This is a genomic window from Streptomyces sp. NPDC058964, assembly GCF_042741275.1.
Classification (GTDB): domain Bacteria; phylum Actinomycetota; class Actinomycetes; order Streptomycetales; family Streptomycetaceae; genus Streptomyces.
The window spans coordinates 14,361-30,333 of the sequence record NZ_JBHYKH010000045.1; the positions used below are offsets into that span (position 1 = coordinate 14,361).

Sequence of the window (15,973 nt, forward strand, 5' to 3'; positions counted from 1 at the left end):
CAGGCCGAGGAAGCCGTACCGGACGCGGAAGCGCGGGCAGGACCGTCGGCGGCACCGGGAGCGGGGGCGGAGTCCGTCGCGCCCTGCGCGCCGGGGGAGCCGCCCGCGGCGGATGCCGGCACTCCGGTCATCTGCCCGCCTCCTCAGTACATGCCGACGAGCCCGGCAGGGGCTCGGCCACCAGGTCGACACCTTCCGTACCGACCACCTTCGCCTCGACCATACGACCGACGGTGAGGCCCTCGCCGCTCGTGAGCAGCACCTGTCCGTCCGTCTCGGGCGCCTGGTGCGCACCGCGGCCGTACACACCCTCCTCCTCGTCGACGGACTCGACCAGCACGTGCACGGTCTCACCGACGCGCTCCTCGGCACGCTGCGAGACGAGCTCCTCGGCCAGTCGCGAGACCTGCGCCAGCCGCTCGGCGACGACGTCCTCGTCGAGCTTGTTCTCGTACGTCGCCGCTTCCGTGCCCTCCTCGTCGGAGTAGCCGAAGACGCCGATGGCGTCCAGTCGCGCGTGGTTCAGGAAGCGCTCCAGCTCGGCCAGGTCGGCCTCGCTCTCGCCGGGGAAGCCGACGATGAAGTTCGAGCGCACGCCGGCCTGCGGGGCCTTGCTCCGGATGGTGTCGAGCAGCTCGAGGAAGCGGTCGGTGTCGCCGAAACGGCGCATCGCGCGCAGCACGCCGGGCGCGGAGTGCTGGAAGGACAGGTCGAAGTACGGGGCGATCTTCGGGGTGGAGGTCAGGACGTCGATCAGCCCCGGGCGCATCTCGGCCGGCTGGAGGTAGCTCACTCGCACCCGCTCGATGCCGTCGACCTCGGCGAGCTCGGGCAGCAGGGACTCCAGCAGGCGGATGTCGCCCAGGTCCTTGCCGTACGACGTGTTGTTCTCCGAGACCAGCATGATCTCCTTGACGCCCTGCTCGGCCAGCCAGCGCGTCTCGTTCAGCACGTCGCTGGGGCGGCGGGAGATGAAGGAGCCGCGGAAGGACGGGATGGCGCAGAAGGAGCAGCGCCGGTCGCAGCCGGAGGCGAGCTTCACCGAGGCGACCGGGGCGCCGTCCAGGCGGCGGCGCAGGGGCGCACGGGGGCCGGAGGCGGGCGCCACGCCCTCCGGCAGATCCACCGGGCCGTGCCCGGGCAGCGCGACCTCGGCCACGGACTCCTGCCGATCGGCGGGGCTGATCGGCAGGAGCTTGCGGCGGTCCCGCGGGGTGTGGGCGGCATGGACGCCGCCGCTCAGGATGGTCTGCAGGCGGTCGGAGATGTTCGCGTAGTCGTCGAAGCCGAGCACGCCGTCGGCCTCGGGGAGGGCCTCGGCGAGTTCCTTGCCGTACCGCTCGGCCATGCAGCCCACCGCCACGACGGCCTGGGTTCTGCCGTGGTCCTTGAGGTCGTTGGCCTCAAGGAGGGCGTCGACGGAGTCCTTCTTGGCGGCCTCGACGAAGCCACAGGTGTTGACCACGGCGACATCGGCGTCCGAGGCGTCCTCGACGAGCTGCCAGCCGTCCGCCTCCAAACGGCCTGCGAGCTCCTCCGAGTCCACCTCGTTACGGGCGCAGCCGAGAGTGACGAGTGCGACGGTACGGCGTTCAGGCATGGGCTCAAGAGTACTTCGTCCGACTGACAGCCCACGTCGACGGGGTTGGCCGATCTTGGCCAACCCCATGTGCACTCGACCGTTCGGGCCCCTTATCCGACCTCGGGGTCACCCTTTGTGTATGTCAGCCGCTCCACGGCTCCCGGCTGGAAGTCGTCCTCGATCTTCTTGCCGTTGACGTAGAGCTGGATCGCGCCGGCGTCGCCCAGGATCAGGTTGATCTTCGAGCTGTCCTGGAAGGTCTTGGAGTCGCCCTTCTGCAGGAGACCGTCGAAGAGCATCCGGCCGTTGTGGTCCTTGGCCGAGATCCAGCTGCGCCCGTTGGCGGCGCTCACCTGGACGGTGACCTTGTCCTGGGGCGCGGCCGCGATGGCGCTGTCGGACGGCTCGGGCTTCTCGTCGGCGGGCTTGCTCTTCTTCGGGGTGGGCGAGGCGGACTTGCCGGACGTCGGCGAGGCGCCCTGGGCGACCTGGTCCGTGGCGTTGCCTCCGTCGTCGCCGCCCTTGAAGGCGGTGAACCCGACGAAGCCGACCACGACGACGATCGCGGCGACCATGGCGGCGGTCCAGTTGGGGCCGCGCCGCTCCGGGCGGATACGTTCCGCCTCGAACAGCGGGGCCGCCGGGGTCGGGGCCGGCCGCCCGCCGTGCTCGGCGTCGAACTGCTCGATCAGGGGGCCCGGATCGAGGCGCACGGCCTTGGCCAGGGTCCGGATGTGTCCGCGGGCGTACACGTCACCGCCACAGGGGGCGAAGTTGTCGGCCTCGATGGCGTGCACGATGGCGATGCGGACGCGAGTGGCGGTGCTGACGTCGTCGACGGTGAGCCCGGCCGAGATGCGCGCCTGCTGGAGGGCGCGGCCTACGGAGGTACGGGCTTCCTCGGACACGTCTTGGAACGGACGCTCGTCTTCAGGGGAGTTGCCGATGGACACGGGGGCGCCTTTCGAGCGTGTAGCCACCTGTGCTGGAGGTTCAGTCTAGGGGGGGTGCGAAAGGGTGGGGCAACCGGGCGGTACGACTTTGTACGCCATCGGTATGCCCGGTCACGCCGACGACGGGACAGGCACGAGTCCCGGTCCGGAACCCCCGTCTGTCCTTTCGCTCAACTTGACGTTCGCCGACGGAGAACGGTTGCCCGTTGATCTCTAACGGGTGTGTCACGACGAAGCCTCCGCCCGGCCCAGTCTCCTGCCGCCGAACGGCGGCATCCCTCATCCCTACCCCTCGGACTCACCACGTATCACAGCGAGCACTCCGTCCAACTCGTCGGGCTTCACGAGAACGTCACGGGCCTTGGAGCCCTCGCTGGGTCCGACGATGTTCCGCGACTCCATGAGGTCCATCAGCCGCCCGGCCTTGGCGAAGCCGACGCGGAGCTTGCGCTGGAGCATGGACGTCGACCCGAACTGCGTGGAGACGACCAGTTCGGCCGCCTGGCAGAGCAGGTCGAGGTCGTCGCCGATGTCCTCGTCGATCTCCTTCTTCTGCTTGGTGCCCACGGTGACGTCGTCCCGGAAGACCGGCGTCATCTGGTTCTTGCAGTGCTCGACGACGACCGCGACCTCTTCCTCGGTCACGAACGCGCCCTGCATACGGATCGGTTTGTTCGCGCCCATCGGCAGGAACAGGCCGTCGCCCTTGCCGATGAGCTTCTCGGCGCCGGGCTGGTCGAGGATGACGCGGGAGTCGGCCAGGGAGGAGGTCGCGAAGGCGAGCCGGGAGGGCACGTTGGCCTTGATCAGACCGGTGACGACATCGACCGACGGGCGCTGCGTGGCCAGCACCAGGTGGATGCCGGCCGCGCGCGCGAGCTGCGTGATGCGGACGATCGCGTCCTCGACGTCGCGCGGCGCGACCATCATCAGGTCGGCGAGCTCGTCAACGATCACCAGCAGGTACGGGTACGGCTGGAGTTCCCGTTCGCTGCCCTCGGGCAGCTTCACCTTGCCGTTGCGGATGGCCTCGTTGAAGTCGTCGATGTGCCGGAAGCCGAACGCGGCCAGGTCGTCGTAGCGAAGGTCCATCTCGCGTACGACCCACTGGAGCGCCTCTGCGGCCCGCTTCGGGTTGGTGATGATCGGCGTGATCAGGTGCGGGATGCCCTCGTAGGCCGTCAGTTCGACGCGCTTGGGGTCGACGAGGACCATGCGCACGTCCTCGGGGGTCGCGCGGACCATGACCGACGTGATCAGGCAGTTGATGCACGACGACTTACCGGAACCAGTGGCTCCGGCGACCAGGATGTGCGGCATCTTCGCGAGGTTGGCCGTGACGTAGCCGCCCTCGACGTCCTTGCCGAGCGCGACCAGCATCGGGTGGTCGTCCTCGGAGGCGTCCGCCAGGCGCAGCACGTCACCGAGGTTGACCATCTCCCGGTCGGTGTTCGGGATCTCGATGCCGACCGCCGACTTGCCGGGGATCGGGCTGATGATCCGCACGTCCGGACTGGCCACGGCGTACGCGATGTTCTTGGTGAGCGCGGTGATCCGCTCGACCTTCACGGCGGGGCCGAGCGTGACCTCGTAACGCGTGACCGTCGGTCCGCGGGTGAAACCCGTGACGTCGGCGTCCACCTTGAACTCGGCGAAGACCTGGCGCAGGGAGTCGACGACCGCGTCGTTGGCGGCACTGCGCGCCTTGCCGGGTCCGCCGCGCGTGAGGAGGTCGAGCGAGGGCAGGGAGTAGGTGATGTCGCCGGAGAGCTGGAGCTGCTCGGCGCGCGGCGGCAGGTCGCGCATCTCCTCGGGCGCCGCCTTGGTCAGGTCGGGCACGACCGGCTCGGCCTTGAGCTTCTCCTGCCTGGGCCGCCCGGCCGGGGCCGGGACGGGCGTGGGGGCGGGAGCGGGTGCCGTCTCCTCGCGGTCGCCCACGCTCACGCCCTGGGTGAGGTCGGCGACGAGCGGCGAGGGCGGCATGCCGTGCAGGACGGCACCGTCGAGGTCGGCCGCGGCGGCCGCCGCGATGTCCACGGCGTCCAGTTGCCGGTTCATCGCGGGCTGCGGCACCGCGGAGCGCCTGGGGCGGCCGCGGCGCTTGGCGAGGGCATCCTGCTCGGCTCCCTCGGGGTCGTACTCCTGGGGGGCGCTCTGGCGCCTGCGGGGGCGCGCGGGCAGCGCCTCGCGCCACTGCTCGTCGTAGCGCTCGTCGTCCTCGGTGAACTCGTCCGGTTCGGGATCGTGCACGACGCCCAGCCGCACGCCGAGCGCCCGCAGCCGCTGCGGGATGGCGTTGACCGGGGTGGCCGTGACGACGAGCAGCCCGAAGACCGTGAGCAGGACCAGCATCGGTACGGCCAGGACCTCGCCCATGGTGTACGTCAGCGGGGTCGCCGCGCCCCAGCCGATGAGACCGCCGGCGTCCCTTATCGCCTGCATGCCGTCACTGCGGGCGGGTGAGCCGCAGGCGATGTGGACCTGGCCGAGCACGCCGATGACGAGCGCGGACAGGCCGATCACGATGCGGCCGTTGGCCTCGGGCTTCTCGGGGTGCCGGATGAAGCGCACCGCGATGACCGCGAGCAGTATCGGCACGAGCAGGTCCAGGCGCCCGAAGGCGCCGGTCACCAGGATCTCGACCAGGTCACCGACAGGACCGCGCAGATCGGCCCAGGTGCCGGCCGCGACGATCAGTGCCACGCCGAACAGGAGCAGCGCGACGCCGTCCTTGCGGTGCGCCGGATCGAGGTTCTTCGCCCCCTGCCCTATGCCGCGGAAGACGGCGCCCACGGCGTGCGCGAGCCCCAGCCAGAGCGCGCGCACGAGCCGGTAGATGCCCCCTGTGGGGCTCGGCGCCGGTTTGGGGGGCGGCGCCGCCTTCTTCGCCGCGGCCTTCTTCGCGGGTGCCTTCTTGGCGGCGGCCTTCTTCGCCGGTGCCTTCGCGGGAGCGGCCGCCTTCTTGGCTGGCTGCTTCTTGGCTGCGGAGGGACGTGAGGCCATGGGTGTGAGATTACCGGTGGAGGCGACAGCGGACACGTGTGCCCACTGCTTCACCCGTTCGTGTCGCCCTTTCCGGGGCGCGGAACTGACGCGCGCTCATGCGCAACTACGACCGGAGCGGGCGTCAGTTCTGCGTCGGGACCGACGTCGCACCGCTGCCCGTGCCCGGCTCGAGGGCGTCGAGCGCCCGGCGCAAACCCGTGAGTTTGCGTTCGAGATGGGCCGCCGTCGCCACCGCCGCCGCGTCCGCGGAGTCGTCGTCCAACTGCTTGGACAGCGCTTCGGCCTGCTCCTCGACGGCCGCGAGCCGCGCCGACAGCTCGGCGAGCAGCCCGGCCGGCTCCTTGCCGGCACCGACCGCACCCTTGCCGCCACCGCCCTCCAACTGGAGCCGCAGCAGCGCCGCCTGCTCCCGCAGCTGACAGTTCTTCATGTACAGCTCGACGAACACGGAGACCTTCGCACGCAGCACCCACGGGTCGAACGGCTTGGAGATGTAGTCGACCGCGCCCGCCGCGTATCCGCGGAAGGTGTGGTGCGGGCCGTGGTTGATCGCGGTGAGGAAGATGATCGGGATGTCACGGGTCCGTTCTCGCCGCTTGATGTGCGCGGCGGTTTCGAAACCGTCCATTCCCGGCATCTGAACGTCCAGCAGAATGACCGCGAAGTCGTCCGTGAGCAGTGCTTTGAGCGCTTCCTCCCCGGACGATGCCCGCACCAGTGTCTGATCGAGCGCAGAGAGGATGGCCTCCAGCGCCAGCAGATTCTCCGGCCGGTCATCGACCAGGAGGATCTTGGCCTTCTGCACCATGGCCCGCCCTCCTCGCCCCGGCGGTACACCGGGCGCCGCCCCAGGGGACGACTCCCTTTCGCCGCCCGTCCTTGTGCCGGTCATGGTAGCCGCACCCCGCCCGTCGCCACACCCTGTCACCGCGATGTCACTGTGCACGTAGCAGAAACGCAGCGGGGGACCAGAAGGTTCCCCGAATCCCGCACTTCTACACGGGTTCGGCCACCCAGAGTCAACAACTCCGCTCGTACACCGAAGGTTCCCACAGGATTCGCCCGGCGCCCGCCCGATCCGTCACCCCTCACGCATCCACTGTTCCATCACCGCCAGCAGATGGTCCGGATCGACCGGTTTCGTCACGTAGTCGGAGGCGCCCGACTCGATGGCCTTCTCCCGGTCGCCCTTCATGGCCTTGGCCGTCAGCGCGATGATCGGCAGCCCGGCGAACTGCGGCATCCTGCGGATCGCCGTGGTCGTCGCGTACCCGTCCATCTCCGGCATCATGATGTCCATCAGGACGACCGCGACGTCGTCGTGCTGCTCCAGTACCTCGATGCCCTCACGGCCGTTCTCGGCGTACAGCACGGACAGGCCGTGCTGCTCCAGGACGCTGGTGAGCGCGAACACGTTGCGGATGTCGTCGTCGACGATCAGCACCTTCTCACCGCCGAACCGCACCCCGACGCGCCCCTGGGGCGCCGCCTCCTGCTCGCCGAGCGCCCACGACTCCGTCCGCTCCTCGGTGACCGGGGCGCCCCGCCGACGGCGCCGGAAGAGCGCCGCGGCACCGTTCTGCGTCTCCTGGTACGACTTCACCTCGGCCGGCGTCTCGACACCGGCGCCGGACAGCTCGGACATCTGCCCCTCGGAGGCGACAAGGTCACCCGCCTCCAGCGCGGGCATCGGCTGCTGATAGCCCTGCGGCGGGAGTTCGCTGGGGTGCAGCGGCAAATACAGGGTGAACGTCGAGCCGCGGCCGGGTTCGCTCTGCGCGTGGATCTCGCCACCGAGCAGCTGCGCGATCTCCCGCGAGATCGACAGCCCCAGGCCCGTACCGCCGTACTTGCGGCTGGTCGTGCCGTCCGCCTGCTTGAACGCCTCGAAGATCACCCGCATCTTGCTCGCCGCGATGCCGATACCGGTGTCGGTCACCGAGAACGCGATGAGCTCCGCGTCCGGGTCACTGAGCGAACCGGACTCCAGGAGCTGCTCCCGGATCGCCATCGGCACGCCCCCGCCGGCGGGCCGGATCACCAGCTCCACCGATCCGGAGTCGGTGAACTTCACCGCGTTGGACAGCAGGTTGCGCAGCACCTGGAGCAGGCGCTGCTCGTCGGTGTGCAGCGTGGCGGGCAGCTCGGGCGACACCCGTACCGACAGGTCGAGCCCCTTCTCCGCGGTCAGCGGGCGGAAGGTGGCCTCCACATAGTCGACGAGCTGGACGAGCGCGATGCGCGTCGGGGAGACGTCCATCTTGCCCGCCTCGACCTTGGACAGGTCGAGGATGTCGTTGATCAGCTGGAGCAGGTCGGAGCCCGCCCCGTGGATGGTCTCGGCGAACTCGACCTGCTTCGGGGTGAGGTTGGAGTCGGCGTTGTCGGCGAGCAGCTTGGCGAGGATCAGGAGCGAGTTGAGCGGCGTGCGCAGCTCGTGCGACATGTTGGCCAGGAACTCGCTCTTGTAGCGCATCGACACGGCGAGCTGCTCGGCGCGCTCCTCCAGAACCTGCCGCGCCTCCTCGATCTCGGTGTTCTTCACCTCGATGTCGCGGTTCTGCTGGGCCAGCAGCTCGGCCTTCTCCTCCAGTTCGGCGTTGGACGCCTGGAGGGCCTTCTGCCGGTTCTCCAGCTCGGCGGACCGTTCCCTCAGCTGCTCGGTCAGCTCCTGCGACTGCCTCAGCAGCACCTCGGTCTTGGTGTTGACGGAGATGGTGTTGACGCTGGTCGCGATCATCTCGGCGATCTGGTTGAGGAAGTCCTTCTGGATCTGTGTGAACGGCGCGAAGGAAGCGAGCTCGATGACGCCGAGGACCTTGCCCTCGAACAGCACGGGCAGCACGATCACCTGCGCGGGCGGAGCCTCGCCGAGCCCGGAGGAGATCTTCAGATAGCCGCTGGGGGCGTTCTCGACCAGGATCGTGCGCTTCTCCTTGGCGGCCGTCCCGATCAGCGCCTCGCCGGGCCGGAACGACGTCGGCATCGAGCCCATCGAGTAGCCGTACGAACCGAGCATCCGCAGCTCGTACGCGTCCTCGTGCTCGGCACTCATGTCCTTGCCGTCGACGAGCGGCATGGCGAGGAAGAACGCGCCGTGCTGCGCGGAGACCACCGGGGTGAGCTCGCTCATGATCAGCGAGGCCACGTCCTCCAGGTCGCGGCGGCCCTGCATGAGCGCGGAGATGCGGGCGAGGTTGCCCTTGAGCCAGTCCTGCTCCTCGTTGGCGATCGTGGTGTCGCGCAGGTTGGCGATCATCTTGTTGATGTAGTCCTGCAGCTCCTGGATCTCGCCGGCGGCGTCCACGTCGAGCTTCAGGTTCAGGTCGCCCCGGGTCACCGCGGTGGCCGCGCGCGCGATGGCACGCACCTGCCGGGTCAGGTTCCCGGCCATCTCGTTCACGGACTCGGTGAGGTCGCGCCAGGTGCCGTCCACGTCACGCACGCGTGCCTGGCCGCCGAGCTGGCCCTCGGTGCCCACCTCACGGGCCACCCGGGTGACCTCCTCCGCGAAGGACGACAGCTGATCAACCATCGTGTTGATCGTCGTCTTGAGCTCGAGGATCTCACCCCGGGCGTCAATGTCGATCTTCTTCGTCAGGTCGCCCTTGGCGATGGCCGTCGTGACCATGGCGATGTTGCGCACCTGGCCGGTCAGGTTCGACGCCATCTGGTTCACCGACTCCGTCAGGTCCTTCCACGTACCGGCCACACCCGGTACGTGCGCCTGACCGCCGAGGATGCCGTCCGTGCCCACCTCGCGGGCCACCTTGGTCACCTGGTCCGCGAACGAACTCAGCGTCTTGACCATCGTGTTGATGGTGTCGGCCAGCTGGGCCACCTCACCGCTCGCCTCGATCGTGACCTGCCGCGTCAGGTCACCGTTGGCGACCGCCGCCGAGACCTGGGAGATGTTGCGCACCTGCATGGTCAGGTTGTTGGCCATCAGGTTCACGTTGTTGCTGAGGTCCTTCCAGATGCCCGTGACTCCCGGCACGTGCGCCTGGCCGCCGAGGATGCCCTCGGTGCCCACCTCACGGGCCACCCGGGTCACCTGCTCGGCGAAGCTGGACAGCTGGTCAACCATTGTGTTGACCGTCGTGACGAGCTCGAGGATCTCGCCCTTCGCGTCAACAGTGATCTTCTTGGACAGGTCACCCTTGGCGACCGCGGTCGTGACCTCGGCGATGTTGCGCACCTGGATGGTCAGGTTGTTCGCCATGAAGTTCACGGACTGCGTGAGGTCCTTCCAGGTGCCCGCGACCCCCTGGACCTCGGCCTGACCGCCGAGCATGCCCTCGGTACCCACCTCACGGGCCACGCGCGTGACCTCCTGGGCGAACGACGACAACTGGTCCACCATCGTGTTCAGGGTGTTCTTCAGCTCCAGGATCTCCCCGCGCGCGTCCACGGTGATCTTCTGGGAGAGGTCACCGCGGGCCACCGCCGTGGCGACCTGGGCGATGTTGCGCACCTGAGCGGTGAGGTTGCCCGCCATGCCGTTCACCGAGTCGGTCAGGTCACGCCACACACCGGCGACACCGGGCACCTGCGCCTGACCGCCGAGACGGCCCTCCGTGCCCACCTCGCGGGCCACCTTGGTGACCTGGTCCGCGAAGGCGGAGAGCTGGTCGACCATCGTGTTGATCGTGTTCTTCAGCTCGAGGATCTCGCCGCGCGCGTCGACGTCGATCTTCTGGGACAGGTCGCCCCGTGCCACCGCCGTCGTCACCTGGGCGATCTGGCGCACCTGCGAGGTCAGGTTCCCCGCCATGAAGTTGACGGAGTCCGTGAGCTCCTTCCAGGTACCCGAGACACCGTCCACCCGGGCCTGACCGCCCAGGCGGCCCTCCGTGCCCACGTCCCGGGCCATCCGCGTCACCTGGTCGGCGAAGCTCGACAGCTGGTCCACCATCGTGTTCACGGTGTTCTTGAGCTGGAGCATCTCGCCGGAGACGTCGACCGTGACCTTCTGCGACAGATCACCGTTCGCCACCGCCGTCGTCACCTGGGCGATGTTGCGGACCTGACCGGTGAGGTTGCGGAACGCGGTGTTGACGGAGTCCGTCAGGTCCTTCCACGTACCGGCAGCGCCCGGCACCTGCGCCTGACCGCCCAGCTCACCCTCGACACCGACCTCCCGCGCCACGCGCGTGACCTCGTCCGCGAAGATCCGCAGCGTCTCGGTCATCTGGTTGATCGTCTCGGCGAGCTGCGCGACCTCGCCCCGCGCCGGGACCGTCACCTTCTGCGACAGATCACCGCTGGCGACGGCGGTGGTGACCTGTGAGATACCGCGCACCTGGGCGGTCAGGTTGCCCGCCATGGTGTTGACCGAGTCGGTGAGCTCCTTCCACACACCGGCGACCCCGGGCACCTGCGCCTGGCCGCCCAGAATGCCCTCGGTGCCCACCTCACGGGCCACCCGGGTCACCTCGGAGGAGAAGGCGGACAGCTGCTCCACCATCGTGTTGACGGTGTTCTTGAGCTCCAGCATCTCGCCGGCCACGTGCACCGTGACCTTTCGGGACAGATCACCCCGCGCGACCGCCGTGGTCACCAGCGCGATGTCCCGCACCTGAGCCGTCAGCCGGTTCGCCATGGTGTTGACGGACTCGGTCAGGTCCTTCCACGAACCCGACATACCGCGCACCCGGGCCTGGCCGCCCAGCTTGCCCTCGGTGCCGACCTCGCTGGCCACGCGCGTGACCTCGTCGGTGAAGGTCGACAGCTGGTCGACCAGATTGTTGACGGTCCGCCCGACCCTGAGGAACTCACCGCGCAGCGGATGCCCGGTCCCGTCCGGCGCCTGCGTCCGCAGCTCCATGCGCGGCGACAGATCGCCCTCGGCCACCGCGGTCAGAACCCGGCCGACCTCGGAGACCGGCCGTACGAGATCGTCGACCAGCGCGTTCGAGGCGTCGATCGCGGCCGCCCAGGAGCCCTCGCAGGCCCCCGTCTCCAGCCGTTCCGTGAGTTTCCCCTCACGTCCCACCATGCGCCGCACCCGCGACAGCTCACCGGTCAGATGGAGATTGCGGTCGGCCACCTCGTTGAAGACCGCCGCGATCTCCGACATCACGCCGTCACCGGACACCGTGAGACGCTTGCGGAAGTTCCCGTCGCGCATCGCCACAAGAGCCGCCAGCAGTCGGTTCAGGGCAGCCGTGTCCACCGACGTGGTGCCGTTGCGCTGCTTGCTCAGGGACTGTCCGCCCTTCGCGCGCGCCTTCGTTCCACGCGTCGCTGCGCCAGACTCCACTGTGTCCCTCCCGCAGGGGTCGACCGATACTGCTGTGCTGGGTACTGCTGCTCGGTGTACCGGTTACCTCTGCGTACCGGTCACCGCTTCGTACTGCCGCCAGATGTGATCCGGCCACACGCAGGGCTGCTGCCCGCAGTGCACGGAACACACTCGGTCTGGCCGGACCTTCACAAGAAGCCTGCCCAGTGTTTCACCCCTGCTGAACCCGGCCATAACAGTTCGGCAGCTTCGCACATCGTCCGCACACTCTGAGGGCGTAAACACTGGCGACCGGCATCCGATCGGACGGCGAAGGTAAGTAACCTTGCATGCGGCTGTCCAGCCGCACCGGTCCGTCCGGCCTGGGCGGTGGCACGAGACGAGCGCGCATCGGAGGGGCGGCCGCAGACCATGACCACCGGAGTGATCCCCGGGGGACAGTCCCCGGAGCCGCGGCCGTCGGGTTCGCAGACGCCGCATCAGCGGTACGAGCGGGTCGGCGACGGGGCACCGCACATCGACAACCGGCCGAGGAGTTCCGTGATCACCGCGCGCGCGGCCGCCAGTTTCGACCCCGTCGGGCGGTCGGTGGCGACCGCCCGGTCCTTCGTCCGCGACACCCTCCAGGGCTGGGGCTTCGCCGACATCGTCGACGACGCCGTGGTCCTCACCAGCGAACTGGTGACCAACGCGGTGGTGCACGCGGGCACCCACGCCGACGTCCTGTGCCTGCGCAGCGAGGACGGCGTACGGATCGAAGTGGCCGACCGCTACCCGGAACGCGAGGTCCCGCTCCAGGGCGCGGCCGTCAACATGGGCAGCCCCGACCGCGAGGGCGGCCGCGGACTCCAGCTCTGCGCGGCCCTGGCCGGCCGATGGGGCGTGGAGTACACGCCCACGCACAAGAACGTCTGGTTCCAACTCGACCTCCCCGAGCGCCCCGTGGGCACCCGGGCCGCCGGCCCGTCCCTTCCCGCCGACCTCCTCCCGCTCGCCGACGGCCGGGTCCGCGTCGCGGTCGTCCAGATCGACCGCAAGGGCTCCGTGTCGGCCTGGAACGAGGACGCCGAGGAACTCTTCGGCTACCCCGCAGACCAGGTCATCGGCCGTCCCCTGACCGATCTCGCGGCCTGGCCGCACACCCCGGGCACCGGCACCGGCATCGCGGAGGCGCTCCAGCTCTCGCGCTGGGAGGGCAGCTACGGCATCCGGTGCGCGGACGGCCGGGTGACCCCGGTGTACGCCTCCCACCTCCGCGTCCGCGACGCCGGCGGCGAGCCCTCCACGGTCTGCCTCCTGGTCCGGGACCACGAACGCGCCGTCCTGCAGACTCCGTTGCGCGTCCCGGCCTCCGACTCCCCCGCCGCCTCCGACGGCCAGAACGCCGACCCCTTCGAGGTGTTCATCGGCTCCCCGGCCCCGGACGACCTGGACGGCCTGCTCCAGCGCACCGTCGAGCGCGCCCGCGACATGCTCGACGGCGACTCCGCCTTCCTCCTCCTGGCCACCGACGACGAGACGGAGCTGGAGGTCCGCGCCTCCACCGGCCTGCCCTCCGCCCGCCAGCGCTTCGCCCGCGTCCCCGTCGAGGCGGGCCCCGGCCGGTACGGCTCGGCCCGGATGCCGGCCGTCCATGACGACCTGGCGGCGGTACCGGGCGCCGTACCGCTGCTGAGCGGCACCGGCATGCGCTCCGTCGTCACGGTCCCGCTGAAGGTCGAGGGCCGCCTCACCGGCTCCCTGGGCGTCGCCGCGGAAGCTCCAAGCAGATACTCCAACGAGGAGGCGCTGCGCCTCCAGTTCGCCGCCGACCGCATCGCCCTGGCCGTCGAGTCCGCCCGTCTGGGCGAGCTGGAGCGCCTGCGCCGCGGCTCGCTCAGCTTCCTGGTCGAGGCCTCCGACCTGCTCGCCGGCACCCTGGACCGCGACCAGACCCTGGCCCTGATGGCCCAGATGACGGTGCCGACCCTCGCCACCTGGTGCGCCGTCTACACCATCGCCGACCAGGCCTCCGACCCGTACCTCTCGTACGTCCTGCACGAGGACGAGGAACTCATCGACGGCATCAAGTCGTTGCTCTCGAAGGTCCCCCCGCCCGACCCGGTACCGACGCCCGGCGCCCGGGTCTGGACGGCCCCCGGCGAGATGGCCCACCAGGCGGCCCTGCGCAGCTCCATGCGCAGCCTCGGCCTGTCCGGCGGACCCACCCACCAGGTCGCCTCGGGCATCGGCCCCACCCTCGCCACGGCCTCCGCGGTCGGCGGCGAGACGGTCGTCCTGCCGCTCGTCGCCCGCAACCGCGTCATCGGCATGCTCACGCTCGGCAAGCCGACCGACGAACACTTCCGCCAGGAGATCCTGGAACTGGCCGAGGACCTGTCCCGCAGGGCCGCCCTGGCCCTGGACAACGCCCGCCTCTACTCGGAGCGTACGGCCATCAGTCAGTCCCTCCAGCGCAGCCTGCTGCCGCCGGAGACCCCCGCGATCGACGGCGTCGAGGTCGAGGTCATCTACCGGGCGGCCGGCGAGGGCAACGAGGTCGGCGGCGACTTCTACGACGTCTTCCCGATCCGCGACGGCGCCTACGGCTTCGCCATCGGCGACGTGTGCGGCACCGGCCCGCACGCGGCCGCCGTCACCGGCCTGGCCCGTCACGCCCTGAGGCTGCTGGCCAGGGAGGGCCTGAGCGGCCCGGCGGTGCTGGAGCGTCTGAACTCCGCGATCCTCGACGAGGGCGCCCGCAGCCGCTTCCTGACGCTCCTGTACGGCGAGATGCGGCCCCAGGAGGACGGCAGCGCGGAACTGAAGGTCGTCTGCGCGGGTCACCCGCTCCCGCTCCGACTGCGCCAGGACGGCACGGTGGAGGCCGCGGCCGAGCCCCAGCCGCTGCTCGGTGTCATCGAGGACCTCGAGTTGTACGAGCAGACGGTCACCCTGGACCCGGGTGACGTCCTGCTGTGCGTCACGGACGGCGTCACCGAACGCCGCGAGGGCACCCGCATGCTGGGCGACGACGGACTGGCCGATGTCCTCACCACCTGTACCGGTCTCACCGCCGGCGCGGTCGCGGCCCGCATCATGCGCGCGGTGGAGCGATTCGCCTCCGACGCCCCCTCCGACGACATGGCGATCCTGGCCATGCGGGTTCCCGGCCTCCACGTGGACTAGGGCCGGATCCGGGTACGACAAAGGCCCCGCCCAGAAGGGCGGGGCCTTTTCCATGGAGCCCCCAAACGGAATCGAACCGTTGACCTTCTCCTTACCATGGAGACGCTCTGCCGACTGAGCTATAGGGGCCTGTCACCTTTTTGAGGTTTCCCTCCCGGCAACGGAATAGATCATACCCCGAACAGAGCGGTGTTCCCAAACTCGTTCAGAAGGCCGGCTGAAGGAGTCCTCCGAGCACATTGCACGCGGACACGATCCGCTGCATCTCGCGCTTCGTCAACGAGGCGTCCACCGGGAGCGCCAGCGTTTCGTCGGCCGCCCGCTCGGTCTCCGGCAGCGAAAGGCACCGCCGGTACTCCGGCAGCCGGTGCACGGGAGTCTTCACCGGAACCCGGCAATCAACTCCCTTGGCCCGCACGGCCCGCGCGAAGGCGTCGCGGTCCGGCCGCCCGTTGCCCGGCACCCGCACGACGTACTGCTGGTACGTGTGCCCGTCGCCACCGTCGGGCGTCCGTACGCCCCGCAGCTTGCTGTCGAGGAACGCGGCGCGCTCCCTGCGCTGGGCGACCTCGTCGTACGGCACCTCGGACTCCCCCTGCTCCAGCACCAGAAGCCCGTGCCGCTGCCCCACACGGTGCAACCGGGGGACGTCCGCCCAGCGTCCGAAGCGGTGCACGACAACGACGGCCGCGGAGCGGGGAGTTATCGCTGCCTCGACGGCGGACGCGTCCAGGCAGTAGGTCGTCGCGTCTATGTCCGCGAACACCGGGAGCGCGCCGGCCAGCGTCACGGCCTCGGCGAGTTCCACGTTCCCGAAGGCCGGCACGATGACCTCGTCACCGACTCCGATGCCGGCGGCCCTGAGCATTGCAGCAGTACCCATGCTCTGGATGCTCCGCGCGGAACGTGAACTTGAAGTTACGCATACCAAAAAAGGGTTGGGGGGTCGGACAGCGCATAAAGTGACAACCCCAAAAAAAAATTTTTTAGGGCGGCGAGGGGCCCCCCCCCCCGCACCCC

The 15,973-nt window shown here is 69.6% G+C and carries 7 protein-coding genes and 1 tRNA gene; 1 reads left to right on the forward strand and 7 read right to left on the reverse strand.

From position 1 onward, the window contains the following. Nucleotides 1–127: 127 nt before the first annotated feature. The 5 genes from rimO to ACFW2E_RS08755 form a co-directional block, all read right to left on the reverse strand. Complete coding sequence (gene rimO, locus ACFW2E_RS08735; protein ID WP_384463460.1) at nucleotides 128–1,600, reverse strand: 30S ribosomal protein S12 methylthiotransferase RimO; 1,473 nt, start codon at nucleotides 1,598–1,600, stop codon at nucleotides 128–130. 92 nt (nucleotides 1,601–1,692) lie between these two features. Beyond that, entirely contained in the window at nucleotides 1,693–2,535 is an 843-nt protein-coding gene (locus tag ACFW2E_RS08740; protein ID WP_384463463.1) for a helix-turn-helix domain-containing protein, read from the reverse strand. A 285-nt stretch (nucleotides 2,536–2,820) separates the two neighbouring features. Then, nucleotides 2,821–5,538: a DNA translocase FtsK gene (locus tag ACFW2E_RS08745; RefSeq protein WP_384463465.1), complete on the reverse strand. Its 2,718-nt coding sequence runs from the start codon at nucleotides 5,536–5,538 to the stop codon at nucleotides 2,821–2,823. A gap of 124 nt (nucleotides 5,539–5,662) precedes the next feature. Next, on the reverse strand, nucleotides 5,663–6,349 hold the full coding sequence (locus ACFW2E_RS08750) for a two-component system response regulator (RefSeq protein WP_384463468.1): 687 nt from the start codon (nucleotides 6,347–6,349) through the stop codon (nucleotides 5,663–5,665). A 273-nt stretch (nucleotides 6,350–6,622) separates the two neighbouring features. After that, nucleotides 6,623–11,803, reverse strand: coding sequence for a HAMP domain-containing protein (locus ACFW2E_RS08755; RefSeq protein WP_384463471.1), 5,181 nt, complete (start codon nucleotides 11,801–11,803; stop codon nucleotides 6,623–6,625). A gap of 393 nt (nucleotides 11,804–12,196) precedes the next feature. Between ACFW2E_RS08755 and ACFW2E_RS08760 the strand changes: the two genes are divergently transcribed. Beyond that, a complete protein-coding gene (locus ACFW2E_RS08760) occupies nucleotides 12,197–14,953 on the forward strand; it encodes a SpoIIE family protein phosphatase (RefSeq protein WP_384463475.1) in 2,757 nt (918 codons plus the stop codon). A 53-nt stretch (nucleotides 14,954–15,006) separates the two neighbouring features. Here the strand turns inward: ACFW2E_RS08760 and ACFW2E_RS08765 are convergent. Both ACFW2E_RS08765 and ACFW2E_RS08770 read right to left on the reverse strand, forming a co-directional pair. Further along, nucleotides 15,007–15,082: transfer RNA gene (locus ACFW2E_RS08765), tRNA-Thr, on the reverse strand. Between the two features lie 76 nt (nucleotides 15,083–15,158). Further along, nucleotides 15,159–15,821 carry a DegT/DnrJ/EryC1/StrS family aminotransferase gene (locus ACFW2E_RS08770; RefSeq protein WP_384463478.1) on the reverse strand — a complete coding sequence of 221 codons (663 nt, stop codon included), beginning with the start codon at nucleotides 15,819–15,821 and terminating at the stop codon, nucleotides 15,159–15,161. Nucleotides 15,822–15,973: the final 152 nt, after the last annotated feature.